The 17,106-nt window shown below is 43.9% G+C and carries 11 protein-coding genes and 1 tRNA gene; 6 read left to right on the top strand and 6 right to left on the bottom strand.

Going from position 1 to position 17,106, the window contains the following annotated elements; genetic code table 11:
* Positions 1-2,820, top strand: a 2,820-nt coding sequence (locus APA_RS12065; RefSeq protein ID WP_201322521.1) for a COR domain-containing protein, incomplete at its 5' end; no start/stop codon positions are given.
* 477 nt (positions 2,821-3,297) lie between these two features.
* Here APA_RS12065 and APA_RS12060 read toward each other — a convergent pair.
* The 3 genes from APA_RS12060 to APA_RS12050 all read right to left on the bottom strand — a co-directional run bounded on the left by APA_RS12060 (position 3,298) and on the right by APA_RS12050 (position 6,413).
* A complete protein-coding gene (locus tag APA_RS12060) occupies positions 3,298-4,314 on the bottom strand; it encodes an aromatic ring-hydroxylating dioxygenase subunit alpha (RefSeq protein WP_201322520.1) in 1,017 nt (338 codons plus the stop codon).
* Positions 4,315-4,385: 71 nt separating this feature from the next.
* On the bottom strand, positions 4,386-5,417 hold the full coding sequence (locus APA_RS12055; protein WP_201322519.1) for an aromatic ring-hydroxylating dioxygenase subunit alpha: 1,032 nt from the start codon (positions 5,415-5,417) through the stop codon (positions 4,386-4,388).
* A 261-nt stretch (positions 5,418-5,678) separates the two neighbouring features.
* On the bottom strand, positions 5,679-6,413 hold the full coding sequence (locus tag APA_RS12050; RefSeq protein ID WP_201322518.1) for an ankyrin repeat domain-containing protein: 735 nt from the start codon (positions 6,411-6,413) through the stop codon (positions 5,679-5,681).
* A 94-nt stretch (positions 6,414-6,507) separates the two neighbouring features.
* Here APA_RS12050 and APA_RS12045 point away from each other — a divergent pair, with 94 nt between their 5' ends.
* Entirely contained in the window at positions 6,508-7,287 is a 780-nt protein-coding gene (locus tag APA_RS12045) for an ABC transporter ATP-binding protein (protein WP_201322517.1), read from the top strand.
* 82 nt (positions 7,288-7,369) lie between these two features.
* On the opposite strand, the gene metK is transcribed toward APA_RS12045, so the two are convergent.
* Positions 7,370-8,608, bottom strand: coding sequence for a methionine adenosyltransferase (metK, locus tag APA_RS12040; protein WP_201322516.1), 1,239 nt, complete (start codon positions 8,606-8,608; stop codon positions 7,370-7,372).
* A 277-nt stretch (positions 8,609-8,885) separates the two neighbouring features.
* Between metK and APA_RS12035 the strand changes: the two genes are divergently transcribed.
* From APA_RS12035 to APA_RS12020, 4 genes are all read left to right on the top strand, one after another.
* The gene (locus APA_RS12035; RefSeq protein ID WP_236579532.1) at positions 8,886-9,377 is read left to right on the top strand and encodes a YbjN domain-containing protein; all 492 of its coding nucleotides are present in this window, start codon (positions 8,886-8,888) and stop codon (positions 9,375-9,377) included.
* 191 nt (positions 9,378-9,568) lie between these two features.
* Positions 9,569-10,735, top strand: a complete 1,167-nt coding sequence (locus APA_RS12030; protein ID WP_201322515.1) for a homocysteine biosynthesis protein — start codon at positions 9,569-9,571, stop codon at positions 10,733-10,735.
* A 161-nt stretch (positions 10,736-10,896) separates the two neighbouring features.
* Positions 10,897-10,983 (top strand) — tRNA-Ser (locus APA_RS12025).
* Between the two features lie 432 nt (positions 10,984-11,415).
* On the top strand, positions 11,416-14,055 hold the full coding sequence (locus tag APA_RS12020; RefSeq protein ID WP_201322514.1) for a M1 family metallopeptidase: 2,640 nt from the start codon (positions 11,416-11,418) through the stop codon (positions 14,053-14,055).
* A gap of 37 nt (positions 14,056-14,092) precedes the next feature.
* On the opposite strand, the gene APA_RS12015 is transcribed toward APA_RS12020, so the two are convergent.
* Positions 14,093-15,898 (bottom strand): phosphodiester glycosidase family protein, encoded by a 1,806-nt coding sequence (locus tag APA_RS12015; protein ID WP_236579527.1) that lies wholly within the window; start codon positions 15,896-15,898, stop codon positions 14,093-14,095.
* 74 nt (positions 15,899-15,972) lie between these two features.
* Complete coding sequence (locus tag APA_RS12010) at positions 15,973-17,025, bottom strand: NADP(H)-dependent aldo-keto reductase (RefSeq protein ID WP_201322512.1); 1,053 nt, start codon at positions 17,023-17,025, stop codon at positions 15,973-15,975.
* Positions 17,026-17,106 lie beyond the last annotated feature (81 nt).

The raw sequence follows: 17,106 nt of genomic DNA, 5'->3' as shown, positions 1-17,106 counted from the left end.
ATACCAGACGAGATCGCCAAATTAGTAAATCTGACTACGCTTAACCTCTCTAGCAACCAAATCACGGCGATACCAGACGAGATCGCCAAATTAGTAAATCTGACTACGCTTAACCTCGATAGCAACCAAATCACGGCAATACCAGACGAGATCGCCAAATTAGTAAATCTGACTACGCTTAACCTCGATAGCAACCAAATCACGGCGATACCAGACGAGATCGCCAAATTAGTAAATCTGACTACGCTTAACCTCGATAGCAACCAAATCACGGCGATACCAGACTCAATCTCGAACTTAGCAAATCTGACTACGCTTTACCTCTCTAGCAACCAAATCACGGCGATACCAGACGAGATCGCCAATTTAGCAAATCTGACTACGCTTTACCTCTCTAGCAACCAAATCACGGCGATACCAGACGCGATCGCCAACTTAGCTAAATTGAAATATTTAGATTTGCGTAGCAACCCGATTAGTATTCCTCGCGATCTTCTGGCTCCACAATCAGGAGAATATCAACCTTCTGCACGTCCAATTCTTGACTATTATTTCCGCACCCAAGATCCCAAGGAAACTACCCAGATCTATGAAGCAAAAATCTTGATCGTTGGTGAAGGTGGTTCGGGCAAAACTAGCCTCGCCAACAAACTGATTAATGCTGATTATCAACTTAAACCTGAAACCGAGGACATCTCCACACAGGGCATCGATATTTTGCAATGGGAATTTACAGGACGCAATCAGCAAACCTATAAGGTGAATATTTGGGACTTTGGTGGACAGGAAATCTATCACCAAACCCATCAATTTTTCCTCACCGAGCGCTCCCTCTATCTGTTAGTTGCCGATAGCCGCAAAGAAGACACCGATCATTATTTTTGGCTACAAATCATCCGTTTACTCGGCAAAGATAGCCCCGTACTATTGATTCAAAACGAAAAGCAAAACCGCACCTGTAACCTCAATCTCCGAGAACTACGCGCCGAATTTGAACAGCTTAGAACACCTCAAAGCATCAACCTCGCTGACAATCGCGGACTAGCAGACATCAAAGAGAGCATTCAACGCAACCTCGAAGATCTCCTACCTAAAGGAGTTGCTTTCCCTAATTCATGGCTGAACGTCCGCTATGCTCTCGAAAATGACGGACGCAACTATATCGCTCTTAGTGAATACGAATCGATTTGTCGATTACACAAAATTAGCGATCCTCAAGAGATGCTAGATATCAGCGACTTTCTGCATCGACTCGGCATCTGTCTCCATTTCCAAAAAGATGCAATCCTCCGCCATCGCCTCATTCTCAAACCCAACTGGGGAACTGCCGCCATTTACAAAATTCTGGATAATGAGAAAGTCAAAAAAGAACTTGGACAGTTTTGTGATGCCGATCTACAAAATATTTGGCGAGACAGGCAATATGCGACTATGCGCTATGAACTTCTGCAATTAATGAAGGAGTTTAAAGTCTGTTACGAAATCCCCCACCATAAAGGTAACTACATCGCCCCTCACCTCCTCCAAAAAGATCCTCCCAATTATGATTGGGATACTAGCCAAAATCTGATTCTCCGCTACCGTTACAAAATCTTTATGCCCAAGGGGATTTTGAGCCGCTTTATTGTGGAAATGCATCAAAAAATTGAAAACGTCTCCGATCCCGATCGCGCTTTAGTTTGGAAATATGGCGTAGTTCTCAATCGTGGTAACACCCGTGCCGAAGTCACCGAACGCACCCACGATCGCGAGATTCGGATTCGCCTCAGCGGTTCAGGGCAAAGAGACTTTCTCACCATCATCAACAATGAATTTGAAAAAATCCACGATCACTTTGAAAATCGCCTAGAATACGACACCCTCATCCCTTGCAACTGCGCTAAATGTAAAACCCTCACCGAGCCATACACCTATACCTTAAAGCGTCTAAATCAATATTCCGATCAGCGTCGCCCCACCATTGAGTGTTATGAAAGTGGTGAAGATGTCAACGTTCGCCGCCTACTTGATGACTCCATCGACCCCGATCGCGATCGGAAACTTCGCGAAATAGGCGATGACATTAGTAATATCGAAGAAATGCGATCGCGCCATAAGAAGGAAGATCATCAAGGTGATACTTATATTTTTGAAGGACAAACAGGACAAGTAGTTATTGGTGAGCTGAAAACTAAAGGTAAAAATACAGGCGTACAAAACAATAAACTCAGCCAAAAAGCAGTTCCTGAAACATCACTCTCAAATAAAGAAAAAGAAGCAACTAAACCCATGAAAACGATCCTCATGCTTGCCGCAAATCCTAAAAATTCAGTCTCTTTGCGCCTGCAACAAGAAGAACGTGACATCAAAGAACGCTTGCGCCTCGCAGGTTATGGCACAGAACCGATCAAAACTGCTGTAGCTGTTCGTCCGAGAGATATCCAGCAAGCCATGCTAGACTTCAACCCACAAATCATCCATTTCTCAGGACATGGAGCCGATGAAGATGGATTAGTATTTGAAGATATCGATGGACAGTTTAAATTAATTGGAGGAGAAGACTTAGCCGATCTCTTCGATCTATTTAGCGATCGCATTGAATGCGTTGTCCTCAATGCTTGCTATAGCGAAACCCAAGCCGAAGCAATCCGCCAAAACATCAAATATGTAATTGGCATGAATCAAACTATCGACGATCTCGCCGCCATTGAGTTTGCCGTTGGTTTTTATGCAGCGATCGGTGCAGGAGAAACTTACGAGTTTGCCTTCAAACTAGGCTGTAGCGCTATCCGCCTAGCAGGAATTAAGGAATATACAACTCCTCAGCTTTTGAAGAAATAAATGTAGGATAGGTTAGCGATCGCGTAACCCATCAACCTCACAACGCAGCCCCAATTTATCGGTGAAAGCAAAGAGGTTAGAGCATTTGCAAAATGAGATTTGGGTGGAGAGTATAGAAGTTTCCGAAGATTTGCCATTTGCAGATGTTTTAGAACTTGGTGCGTAGTTAAAACCACTTCAGACGCATGGGCAAAACATTCCCGCAAAAATCTATAGCTTTTAAGAATTAGGGCTTACGCAAATCAACCAAGAACTAAAGTTCTTGGCTCAAAGCTCAAGTCAGTTACAGCGCTTTGCGCTCAAACCCAAACCAAGAAAATTTTTGAAAGTGTTGCAAAGCAACACTTTCAAAAATTTTCTTGTGGTTCGTTTGATCGATAATTGCTGTAAAACTGATTAAAGAAAGCCTCAAACTAACCTGTTTCAACAGGTTTAAGCTTTTAGCCCGCAATTTATTGCAGGGCAGATGCGTAAGTCCTAAGAATGTTGCTCCGTCTCACCATGTTGCTTGAATAGTGCAAGTAGTTTACGCCGCATCACGATTCCTGGCTGGTCAGATGGCATATGCTGCTCGACCGCCACATCAAGTGGAGTGTCGTAGTTTGTCGTTTCCAAAACTACTCGATCTTCCAAAACGACTTGGCGATCAAATGCAATCACATCTTCGGCACTGACATCCAGTTCTGTGTCATTGCGTACACAGAACTGAACAATCTGAGAAATGCGATCGCTTACAGGAGTTGCCGCCGTAAAAATCGAATGCATTAATCCATTGGGATAAATAATTTTTAATGTGCGGCTAAACGGCATATGCCAAGTCGATTCGACAAATCGAGTTGTAAAAGCTTCGGTCATGCCGAGATTTTTCTGTTGTGCAGGCGGATTAATCACTGGAACTTCTGATTTAATCACCAGACCAAATTCGAGAGTTGTAATTTCGGAAGTTGCTGGCTTTGGCTGCTCAATACTGCCAAATGATGCGGCATGGACAAAGCTAAAATGAGCATTATCAAAGGAGTTTTCCATCACCCGCAAGCCGCTACATTGCCACTGGTCATAGCACTGAGGAATTAATCGATTGGCAGGATCTTCAGCTTCAGGAATATAAGGAATCGGCAGCAATGGTTCCTTGTCTAGACATACCCAAACATATCCATAGCGTTCAGCACATTTGAAGGATTCCACTTTGTAACTGGGAGGGATTTTTTGATCGGGACTAAATTGAGGAACCTTCACACATACCCCTTGACCATCGTATTGCCAACCGTGATAGGCACAGCGAACGCACCCATCAATGACAACTCCTTTAGAAAGTTGCGTTGTTCGATGACAACAGCGATCGCTTACTGCGACTGGATAACCATCAATATCTAACCAAAGTGCTAGTTTTTGTCCTAGCAACTCAAACGGCTGTGGCATTTTGGCGGTTAGATGTGCGATCGGCATAACAGGATACCAGAACCGTTTGAGTACTGGTTGTTTGGTAACTAACATTGAGATATTCCTTCATGCTGCATAAGTGTAGATCCCAAACCCATAAGGTTGCACCCCGAAGGTGTGCAACCTTATGGGTTTGGATAATTCAGACGTTGCTCCACTTCGCCATGCTCTTTCAGTAAAGCCGCTAGTCGATGCCTCATGATGATTCCTGGTTTATCCGACGGCATATGCTGCTCCTCAGATAGAGATAATGGCGCATCAAATTCAGTGGTTTCCAATACATCACGATCTTCTTGCGTCACCTGACGATCAAAGGCAATGATGTCAGCCGCTTTTGCATCATCTTCAGTATCATTTCGCAAACAGAACTGGACTAACTGAGTCGTTTGGTCATCAACGGGGGTATAAGCTGTAAAAATCAGATGAATCAAGCCATTGGGATATTGGATTTTCAGCGTGCGGGCAAATGGCATATACCAAGTACGTTCATTAGTACGAATCGTCTTTTCGGAAGTGATCCCTAAATTCTTTTTTTGGAGGTCTGGATTCAGAACTTCCACCCAATGCTTCATCACAAAGCCAGTGTCAGTTTCTACGGTTTCGTCGATAGGTGGTGGCACTGGGTTACTCTGATCACCCCATGAGGAAGCATGGACAAAATGCCCATGAGCGCTATCAAAGGAGTTTTCGATCACCCGCAACCCTCCAACTTTCCAAGTTTCATAAAACTCATGAATCATGCGAAAACTAGGGTCGGTGACTGCCGAGATCTCAGGTATTGGATGCAATGGTTCCCGATCTAAACAAATCCAAACATACCCATACCTTTCAACACATAGATAAGAGTTCACCTTGTAAGTTTTAGGTAGCTTTTCACTCTCTAGTTGCGGCACTTTTACGCAAGCTCCTTCAGGGTTATATGACCACCCATGATAAGGACAGCGAATGCAGCCATCAATCACAACACCTCTGGATAGCTGGGCTGATCGATGACAGCATTGGTCGGCAACAGCAGCAGGTTTACCATCTTTATCGATCCAGAGGGCAATCTTTTGTCCCAATAATTGAAATGGCTGGGGTTTGTCAGAAGAGAGTTGCGCGATCGGCATCACTGGATACCAGAAGCGCTTAAGTACAGGTTGTTTGGTAACCAACATGAATATTAAACCTAGGATAGAGAAGTTTTTTGCTAGTAAATTTCACTGTGTTGTAGATATTGCTAAGACCAAAACCATACTTTCCTATCCCTATCTCACTGATAGTGTCAGCTCTATCAAAACTGTGCTTATAAATAACATTCAAAGATAAATGCGTATACTGTATACAGGTTCTTGCTGTATCTAAGGCGAGTAGACAGGAAGTTTCTGTATATATAAATACAAAGAACTGTGGCTTAAAACCTTATCAAATCAAATGAATTACTTTGCTCCTGCTTTTTTTAGCAGTTCAATCACGTCAAGATGTTTGTTTTGAATTGCGATCGCTAATGGGGTCTTTTTATCGCTAAGCGACTTAGCGTTAATATCTGCTCCATGCTCAATCAGAAGACTAACAATTTTTTGATACCCATAATAAGCCGCATGATGGAGTGGCGTTGCCCCCAAAACATTGTGATTAGGATTCGCTCCGTTCTCTAGCAAAAGCTTGACAACATCTGGATGATTGAGCCTAATTGCTTCATCTATAGCAGCAACACCTTCATCGGGACTACTATTAACTTCAGCACCTTTGAGAAGCAAGAGCTTTACCATTTCAATGTCTCCATTGTATGCAGCTGACATCAGAGGAGTGGGATGACAACAACTACGTGGCTCAGAATAATTAGGGTCTGCATTATGTGCTAGTAAAAGCTGGGCAATGTCGAGACGGCTGTTCTTTGCGGCAATTCCTAAAACAGTTAGACCATATTTTTCTGTAGTATTTGGATTAGCTCCAAGCAGTAAAGCCAATTTTGCGGAGGTGAAATTCCCTGCTATCAATGCTTTTAGCAAGATCTCATTTTCGATTGCAGTTAAGGACTTAATCTGTTTTGGTTGCTTGAGCGGAGGCAAATTAGGTGATGCATCAGAGATTTGTGGAAGAAGTGTCACTGCGATCGCCATACTTGCCAATGCTACAGAGCTTAACCGAAGAGGACTTATTATTGTATTCATAGAACATCGTGAAATATGGTAGCGTATCGCTTACAGCGCAAAGCGATGTAACAACAACTTTACCGAAAATCAGCAAAAGCACATCACAATTGTCATGAATATAAATAGCAAATCAATCTTAGCTATTCAGCAAGTAACCCGTCGCTTTGGGGGCTTGGTGGCAGTAAATGAAGTGTCATTTGATGTGCAAGAAAATGAAATCTTTGGCGTGATTGGACCAAACGGAGCAGGTAAGACGACGCTGTTTAATACAATCACAGGATTAATTGCGCCGACGAGTGGCAAGGCTCTCTACGATGGGCAAGAAATCACTAACCGCCGTCCGCATCAGATTGCTAAATTTGGAATTGCAAGAACATTTCAGAATATCCGTTTATTTGGAGAACTATCGGCTTTAGAGAATGTAGCGATCGCAAGACATCTCAGTACGACTACAGGTATTTGGAATGGAATCTTAGGACTGCCACCAACTGCAAAAGAAGAAAAGCAAACCTACGATCGCGCTTTAGAATTATTGGAACTAGTAGGACTGAGCGATCGCGCCGATGTCAAAGCCAGAAACTTCTCCTATGGCGATCAGCGCCGTCTAGAAATTGCTCGCGCACTTGCACTACAACCAAAATTATTACTTCTAGATGAACCCGCCGCAGGGATGAATCCTAATGAGAAGGGTCAATTAAGTGATTTTATTCGTAGTCTACGCGATCGCTTTGCACTCACAATTTTATTGATCGAGCATCATGTCCCTTTGGTGATGGGACTATGCGATCGCATTGCCGTTTTAGATTTCGGACAATTAATTGCGATCGGAAAACCTGAAATTGTCAAAAGCGATCGGGCAGTAATTGAAGCTTATTTGGGTGATGAAGGTTAAACCTAAAAGATAAAGAGGCGGCGCTTCGCGCCGCCTCTTTATCTTTTGGGCTTAAGGTTCGCTTAGCGAGCCTTTCGGAATATTAAGCGTTCTTTTTCAAAAGTTCCACTTTGTCTAGACGTTCCCAAGGAAGGTCTAGATCGTTGCGTCCCATGTGACCATAGGCCGCGACATCTTGATAGAAACGACCCTTGCGAGTACTGGGTAAATTTTGTAAATCAAAATTCTTGATAATAGCCGCAGGACGCAAATCAAAATGATCCTTGACTAAGCGCAGCAAAGTTTCTTCATCAACTTTGCCAGTACCAAAAGTCTCGATATGCATACTAGTAGGACGAGCCACACCGATCGCATAACTAATTTGTAACTCGCATTTGCTAGCCAAACCTGCCGCGACAATATTTTTAGCAACATGACGAGCCGCATAGGCTGCACTGCGATCGACTTTTGTCGGATCTTTGCCCGAAAAAGCACCACCGCCATGACGAGCATAGCCGCCGTAAGTATCAACAATAATTTTACGACCCGTTAGCCCAGAGTCACCTTGTGGTCCGCCAATCACAAACTTACCAGTGGGATTAACCAGATAGCGAGTTTGGTCATTAGGTTTGACTGATGTATCAGCAAAGCTTGGCAAAACTACATGTGTCCAGAGATCAGCTTTGATACGCTCTTGTACTTTTGCTTCATCGCTAATGCCATCGATCGCCGCATCATGCTGCGTCGAAATTAGGATCGTATCGATCGCCACAGGCTTGTCACCTTCATAAACCACGGTGACTTGAGTTTTGCCATCAGGACGCAAATATGGCAATGTACCATTTTTACGAACCACTGATAACTGACGGGCTAAGCGGTGGGCGATCGCGATCGGCATCGGCATAAACTCGGGTGTTTCGTCGCAAGCAAACCCAAACATAATGCCTTGGTCACCAGCACCTACTGCTTCAATATCCGCTTCTTCTTCCGCACCAGTGCGGACTTCGTGCGCTACATTCACCCCTTGAGCAATGTCTGGAGACTGTTCGTCAAGGGCTACCATCACCGCGCAGCTATTTGCCGAAAAGCCATTATCAGCATTGGTGTAACCAATTTCCGCAATTTTTTTACGAGCAATATCGACGTAGTTGACATGCGCTTTGGTGGTGATTTCCCCCGTGATCAAGACCAGACCCGTGTTGACCACAACCTCAGCAGCGACACGCGATCGGGGATCTTGAGCCAGTAAGGTATCAAGAATCGTATCGGAAATTTGATCGCAAATTTTGTCAGGGTGACCTTCCGTAACTGATTCAGATGTAAATAAGAAGCGACTAGCCAACTATGTTTCCTCCTAAACGCAAGAAGTAATAAGGCAAATTTTTAGTATCTCTTAAGATTTATCCATCATAGTACAAGGCGTTAAATGAAAACCCAAAAATGGGATGCGTTGCTGTGCGCCGCATCCCATTTTTGGGTTTTCATTTGAAAATGTGGCTGTATATAGGTATAGTCTGATTAAGTACCTAGGCATAATTAAAAAAACAAAGTCAAAATTTGTACCGCCCGCTAAGCAGGCGGTACAAATTTTGGGGTTTTATATTTAGTTGTCTAAACCTATGGAGGCAAATAACTTGAAATTTCAAACTACTGCTCAAGAAGCCTGTTATGAAAAAGTAGTAACGTGGATGCAAGAGATATTTAGCAAATGTCCCTGTGCTCGCCAAGATATTCCAGGATTAGGCATATTTATGGGTTCGGCGTTAGTAGAAGTATTAATTTTTCCTTGGGATGAAGATGATGCAATTATTAATACGCGATCGTATGTGGTAGTCGGCGCAGAATTAAAACCTGACCTGATGCGATATTTGCTCGAAGAAAACGCCAAGATGATTTTTGGGGCATTTGGTATATCGCCAGACAGTGAAATTCTGTTTGAGCATTCAATTGTTGGCTCAACTTGTGACAGGAAGGAGCTAGAAGCCTCAGTGAAGGCGGTGATGGAAATTGCTGACAAATATGACGACAAAATTGTAGATCGCTGGGGTGGTAAACGCGCTTTAGATCGTATTCATGCAGGCACATTATCAAGTAATGGTTGGTCACTATAAAAAGCCAAAGGGTCATTAAGTGCCCCCTTTGCTTTTTATGAGAGCGCAAAGCACTATATTCTAGATAAGCACCTTGACATAATTAGAAACCCAGAGCCAAAATCTGTACCGCCCGCTACGCAGGCGGTACAGATTTTGGGGTTTTATATTTAATTGTGCGTAGCTACTCAACTGCAATTTAGCAAAGTCCTATGCCTCAAACGATCGCCGATATTAATGCCAAAATCAAAGCTGGTAAGGCTAAAGTCCTCACTGCTACAGAACTCAAAGCTCTTGTCGTGGATATCGGGGTGACTCAAGCTACTAAACAAGTAGATGTGATCGTCACAGGTACATTCGAGCCAATGGAGTCATCGGGGGCTGTGCTCAATTTAGGACACACCGATCCACCAATTAAAATCAGAACCTGCTGGATCGATGGTGTACCGGCCTACGCAGGATTTGGGGCAGTCGATATTTATTTAGGAGCAACCCAAGAAGCTGATCCTACCGATGAAGCACCGCAATATCGTGGCGGGGGGCATGTGATTGCTGATTTGATCGCAGGGAAGACGGTGAACTTTAAAGCGATCGGACATCCCAATGATTGCTATCCTCGCGCTAATTTTGAAACGACAATTACTAAAGAATCCATTAATCAATTCTATCTATTTAATCCCCGCAATCTCTATCAGAATTTTATTGTCGGAGTCAATGGGGGCGAAGAAACTCTCTATACCTATTTGGGACCACTTCAGCCACGCTTAGGTAATGCTGTTTATTCTAATCCAGGAGCGATTTCGCCATTGTGGAACGATCCCGATCTGCAATTAATTGGCATTGGTACACGTATCTTTATGGGTGGTGGCATTGGCTATGTGGCATGGGAAGGAACGCAACATTTCCCGATGCAAAAACGTTTAGAGAACCGAACTCCCATTGGGCCTGCGGCAACTCTTGCCCTGATTGGCGATGCTAAGCAAATGACTTCTGATTGGGTGCGGGGTTGCTATTTCCGTAATTATGGTGCGTCATTGATGATGGGGGTTGCTGTACCGCTTCCTGTAATTAATGAAGAAGTGGTGGCGAGAGCATCTGTTTTGGATGAAGAGTTAGTCGCACCTGTAATTGATTTCTCGATTCCGAGACGAGTACGCCCAATTTTTGGGTCTGTTTCCTATGCTCAACTCAAGTCTGGCAAAATTACGATCGCAGGTTCAACCGTGAGGACTGCGCCATTAGCCAGTTTGCATTTATCCGAAGAAGCCGCTAAAACGCTGAAGGATTGGATTGTGAAAGGAGAATTTACACTTACGGAACCTGTGGCGATGTTGCCAAGCGATCGCACATTTTTACCGCAAGATGTGCGAGGGTTCTAGATTTGTAAAACCCAAAGGTTGTGAGGTGGCGCTAAGCGCCACCTCACAACCTTTGGGTTTTTATTTATAACTTTTTTTGCATATGTGTCATGTTTTGGTATGATTAAAATCCGCGCAATGAAGCAACCAACTTTAAAAAAGTTCTTTGTCACGTTAAGCGAGGAGAGATGGCCGAGTGGTTGAAGGCGCAGCACTGGAAATGCTGTTTAGGGGTAACTTTAACGAGGGTTCGAATCCCTCTCTCTCCGTAATACCAATTGCCTAAAGTGTGACTACACTTTAGGCAATTAAAAGCCAAACCCAGTAAGAATTTTAATTTCTCAAAAATGGCATTGTCATTTTGAGAATTGGTATGAAATATAGCTCTTGTTAGCTATAAACCCAAAAAATGGGGGAGATGCAAAGCATCTCCCCCATTTTTTGGGTTTTGATTAGAGTGCTAGACACTATATTGCAGTTTTCAATACAAAGCGGACAGCATGAGATAAAAAGAAAAGAGAAAACAAGATAGGGCAAAAGCGTATTCAGAAGATTTACGAATCCTAGTAGTAAGAGCGTATGAAGAAAGATTAGGTGTTAATTACATTCCAAAAGCCATCTACATCAAGCTATATTCTCCCAACTCTTTTGAGATTGCTATATTATGGTGAAATCAAGGCACGTATTAGAGATCAAGTTATATGACACGCAAATCTTGGGATAACTATTTGGAATTAGGCTCAGAATTGGGCTTCTGGGATGGAGATGGAGACAAATCGAAAAAGCATAAGTCTTTCCACATGCCAGGAGCAAAGCCACATTACAATCCCGATCGCCCAGGACAAGTTGAGCATATCGCTCTAGATTTGGTGCTTGATATTGCTCAAAAAACGATCGCAGGTACTTGCAAGATTCGCCTGCGACCTGTGCGTGATGGCATCATCGAACTGACCTTGGATGCTGTAAGTTTGCGGATTGACAATATATCGATTACCGATCAAATAGAAGCGAAACCTGATCCAGATAAATCTAAGTGCAAATTTGATTATGACGGTGAATTTCTGAAGATTTATCTCAATCAGCCAACGCAAGCAGGTGTGCCAATTGAAATTACGATCGCTTATGCCGCCGAGCAACCCCAACGCGGGATTTACTTTGTGCAGCCCACTGACGCACAGCCTAACAAACCCACACAAGTTTGGACACAGGGTGAAGATGAGGATTCACGCTATTGGTTCCCTTGTTTTGATTATCCTGGGCAACTGGCGACTTCCGAGATTCGGATTAAAGTTCCTAAAGACTTGATGGTGATTTCCAATGGGGAATTGATTGAGGTTAGGGAGCAGAAAAAAGAGAAGATTTATCATTGGTCACAGAAAGAAGTTCATCCTAGCTATCTGATGACTCTTGCGATCGGGGATTTTGTGGAAGTAAAGGATGAATGGAAAGGTAAGCCAGTAAATTACTATGTCGATAAGTCTCGTACTGCCGAAGAAGCGATCTTGACGATGGGGAAAACCCCACAGATGATTGAGTTCTTCAGTGAGAAGTATGGCTATGACTATGCATTTCCTAAATATGCACAGGTTTGCGTTGCTGATTTCATCTTTGGTGGCATGGAAAACACTTCCACTACTTTGTTAACCGATCGCTGTGTATTGGATAGTAGAGCTGCACTTGATAATCGATCTAGCGAAAGTTTGGTTGCCCACGAATTAGCGCACCAGTGGTTTGGCGATTTGTTGGTGATCAAGCATTGGTCACATGCATGGGTAAAGGAAGGCGCAGCGACCTATGCTGAAGTGCTCTGGACAGATCATGAATATGGATCTGAAGAAGCTGCCTATTATCTGCTAGGTGAAGCGCGGCGATATATTTCCGAAGATAAAGATCGCTATCGCCGCCCGATGGTGACCCATGTCTATCGCGAGGCGATCGAGCTATACGATCGCCATATCTACGAGAAGGGTGGCTGTGTTTATCACATGCTTCGGACTGAGTTAGGTGATGATTTATTCTGGAAAGCAATTCATCATTTTGTACGGACTAATGCCCATAAGACCGTGGAGACGATTGATCTGCTAAGAGCGATCGAAGAAGTAACGGGTAAAAACTGTATGTTCCTCTTTGATCAATATGTATTCCGTGGTGGACATCCAGAATATAAGATTGGCTATAGTTGGGATAGTGATAATAACTTGGCGAAGGTCACAGTTTCTCAAACCCAAGATGAACTCTTTGATTTGAAGATCCCCATTGGTTTTGGTTTTGAAGAGATATCAGAAAGTCAAGTTTTCACGGTGCGAGTATTTGAGAAAGATCAAGCTTTTTACTTCCCATTGTCCAAAAAACCTAAGTACATCAGTTTTGATCGCGGCAACAACTATCTCAAACAAGTCACTCTCGAATATGGCGTTGCTGAACTCAAAGCTGGTTTGCAGGCTAACCCCGATCCGATCGCAAGAATCCAATGTGCGGAAGCCTTAGCGAAAAAAGGTGGTTTAGAATCGGTAAAAGCTCTTGGACAAGCACTTTTAGATGAAAAATTCTGGGGCGTGCGCGTGGAGATTGCTGAAAATCTTGCCTCGATTAAACTCGATCAAGCTTTTGAAGCTTTGGCAAAGGGTTTAGAGGATGCAGATGCAAAGGTGAGAATGGCAGTAATCAGCGGTTTGGCAGAAAACAAGGTGCAGAAGAGTTTAGATTTGATTAAACCATTCATCAAAAAAGGCGACCCTAGCTACAATGTGGAAGCAACCGCAGCAAGGCTAACAGGTGATTTGGCGGCAGCTTTGAGCACAGATCGTGAACCTTCTAAGGTGGTGAAGCTATTACAGACAGTTCTCAAAGAGAGAGCAGGTTGGAATGAAGTGGTGCGTTCTGGCGCGATCGCAGGTTTAGCTAAGCTTAAGGATTCCGATGAGGCTTTGGAAACCGTAATCAAATACACGGAACCTGATGTGCCACAACCATTGCGCCTAGCATCAATCAGGGCTTTAGGTGCAATGGGTAAATCGCAAACCAAACCCAAAACTGAGCAGATTCTCAATCGCTTGAAGGTAATTGCTCAAGAGACTTTTTTCTTGACGCAAATGGCATCGGTTGGCGCACTTGGGCAAGTTGATAGTGCGGCGGCGATTGGCATATTGCGATCGCTGTCTGACTCGACTCCTGATGGCAGAGTACGCCGTGCTGCCGACGAAGCGGTTCAGCGCGTACAAAGAGCGATTGGTAAGGATGCAGGGCTGAAGCAACTACGTGAAGAGCTTGATCAAGTTCGTAAGGACAATCAGGATCTGAAGAGTCGCTTGGAAGCGATCGAGGCAAAAGCCAAACCATAAAAAACAAAGCACCCTTTGGGTGCTTTGTTTTTTATGGTTAGAACTGGGGTTTGGATGGTGGTGGAGTGATGAAAATTGCGATCGCATTATGCACAGGGGCAATTTCAGTGATAGGACGATTGAGAATTTCACCGCCAAGAAATAGGCTTGAAGAACTACCGCCATCAAGATTGAGTGCATCAACCGCTCCCATCTTTTTGAGAACTTCCGCAGTTTGTAAGAGATTGGGGGCAACTCCTTCGGGGGCAGCTTGCACAGTGGCAAGAATTAGTTTACCCTTTTCTTTAGTAGTAGCGATCGCACTGCGATTCGCCGCTTGAGTATCAAATCCTGATTGAAATTGTTCTGCTTTTCCATCTAGAGATAGACTTCCATTTTTAAGTAGAAGTGGTCCCGCGCCAATCAAATTAGCGAAACTAGCAAACTTATCAGGAATAAAAGCTTGACGACCGCGAACAGTCATCCCTACTGGTAATTGCTTGGCAGCTTCAGGAGTTTGTCTCGCCACTAAAACATAGCCATCATTTGGAATGGCTATCTGTCCCACACCGACAGCATTACCTTGATATTGGGCAACTACGCGATCGCCACGCACTACGATTAAGAGTTCATTTTCGGTGAGGGGAGAGTACACACTGCCCCAATTAGGCGTGTAGCGAGCAATTCCTCTCTGCACATAGCCACTATTGAGATTTGTAAGTCCGATGGTTGCTTGACTTGCTGTACTGATCTCTTCTTTGAAATTGAGCCGATCAATAAGGGTTTCGCCTTTCTCATTCCAAGCGATCGCACCTCTAACTAATGCGGTTCCAGCTAACCAACGATTGCCTTCTCGAATTGCGCCAACGGGTAACTTCCGAATCCGATTAAAAAATCCACCATTAATCGCTCCCACCGCTTGGGCTTGCTGCACCATTTGGGGAAGTGGCATTAAACCTAAGATTCCATTGGGAGATCCATCAGGATTACTCCAAATCGGGCGTAATTTTAATCGCGGTGATTTTAAATCAACTTCTAAAGCTGTAACTGAAAACTTAATTGTTTTAGGCTCTTTATCGGTTTTTGGCTTGTTGGGAATTTCTACAACTCGCTCAATCCTTCGCAACCCTTCCGCCCATTGCACCGTTAAGCTCGGTGGAATATAGTCGCGCCGTAAGTCGATCACAATCTTCGGTGTCGGACTACTGAGCATCTCGATCGCAGGATTAATGGATTCATTCATTTGAATCTGAATCTGGGTTAATTTACCCTGCGGCTGCACATTAACAGATTTCACCAAATTCCCTGCGATCGCATTGAGGCCAATGGGCAAACCAGAAGCTACCTCAGCTGATACAAATACCGTAATCACATTGCCCTGCTGAGTAACTCGCCAAGGAGTACGGCGGTTTAGATCGATCGCAATGCGATCGCCCCAAGGTTGCTTACTGCGACGGACAGCCTGCATTGTGGCATCAGGAGTATAAATATTCAGAGCATTTCCTGCGATTTCTGTGCGCCATTGCTCAGCGAAAGGAGCAAGATCGAGATAGCGAAATTGCCCTGTATTGTCAAAAGCAACCTGCGAAAATGTGGGGCTAGAAAACCATCGCAATCTTTGGCGATCGGCTTTGTCCGAATCCAACATCTGCACACCTAACCCACCTGTCAGCCAGTCTTCCTGCACATACAAGCTTTGCTGTCCTTGCTCCACTCTCCTGATCCAACGTCCTGACCAAGGCTGTCCGTTTAATTGAATTACAGTTCCACTATCGGGTATGGTCGCCGAAGGTGCGCTGTCAGCAATGAGAACTTGGCAGCTAACAGCAGCAAGAAAGGGGATTAGCGTTTTAGAGTATGTCATTTTCATGATGCTAAACGAGGATTAATTTGAAAAAATTTGAGCCACAAAGTGACCCAAAATCTTTCAGGGATAGCTTAAGGTGCAGGATTAAAATAACGAGCGTGAACATTGTCAATATCTGCCAAAATCTCGGTATTTAACTGAATACTAGCACTGTCGATATTTTCCTTGAGTTGTTCCATCGTTGTTGCGCCAACAATTGTACTTGCCACAAACCAACGACTTCGCACAAATGCTAGCGCTAATTGGGACAATGGCAAATCATATTTTTTGGCGATCGCAGCATACTCTGCCGTTGCTGACTTAACATTAACCTTGTTATAGCGCTGCCCAAAGCTAGGAAATAGAGTGATACGAGTATTTGTTTCCGAACCTTGAATATACTTGCCAGACAAATGTCCAAAGGCAAGTGGACTATAAGCCAGCAAACTCACTTGCTCCCGATAACAAGCTTCAGCAAGGTGGCTATCAAAGGTGCGATTGATGAGGCTGTAAGCATTTTGGATCGATAAAATCTTTGGTAAACCTAGCTGTTTTGCCGTATGACTAAATTCACAGATTCCCCATGCAGTCTCATTGCTAACTCCCAAATGGCGGATTTTACCTGCTTGCATTAATTCGGCAAAGGTTTCTAATTGTTCTGCAATAGTGACTATTTCACGCTCTTGCTGCGGCTCGAAGGCAACTTGACCAAACATTGGTACATTGCGATCTGGCCAGTGGATTTGATAGAGATCGATATAGTCTGTTTGTAACCGCTTCAAGCTGTCATCTACGGCTTGCAAAATATTTTTGCGGCTGAGCGCTGCGATCGCATCATCCCGTAACCACTTGTAATTGCGTCCCGTCCCGATAATTTTGGTAGCAATGATTAACTTGTCGCGTTGTTGCTTAATACGAGGTTGTGCGAACCATTCACCAATATATTTTTCTGTCCTACCTTGTGTCTCAGCATTTGGGGGGACTGGATACATTTCCGCTGTATCAATAAAATTGATACCTTGCGCGATTGCATAGTCTAGTTGCTCATGGGCTTCAGCGATCGTGTTTTGCTGACCATAGGTCATTGTCCCTAGGCCAATTTTGGACACCAACAGTTCACTTGAGCCAAGTCTCTTGTATTCCATGGTTAATGCTGAATATATACCGCAAACATAACAATACTATCCAAAACCCAAAAATGGGAACGCCGCAAAGCGGCGTTCCCA

Source organism: Pseudanabaena sp. lw0831 (assembly GCF_016584665.1).
GTDB lineage: Bacteria > Cyanobacteriota > Cyanobacteriia > Pseudanabaenales > Pseudanabaenaceae > Pseudanabaena.
Note: the sequence above shows the minus strand (reverse complement) of the source record. Positions and strands in the feature narration are given on the sequence as shown.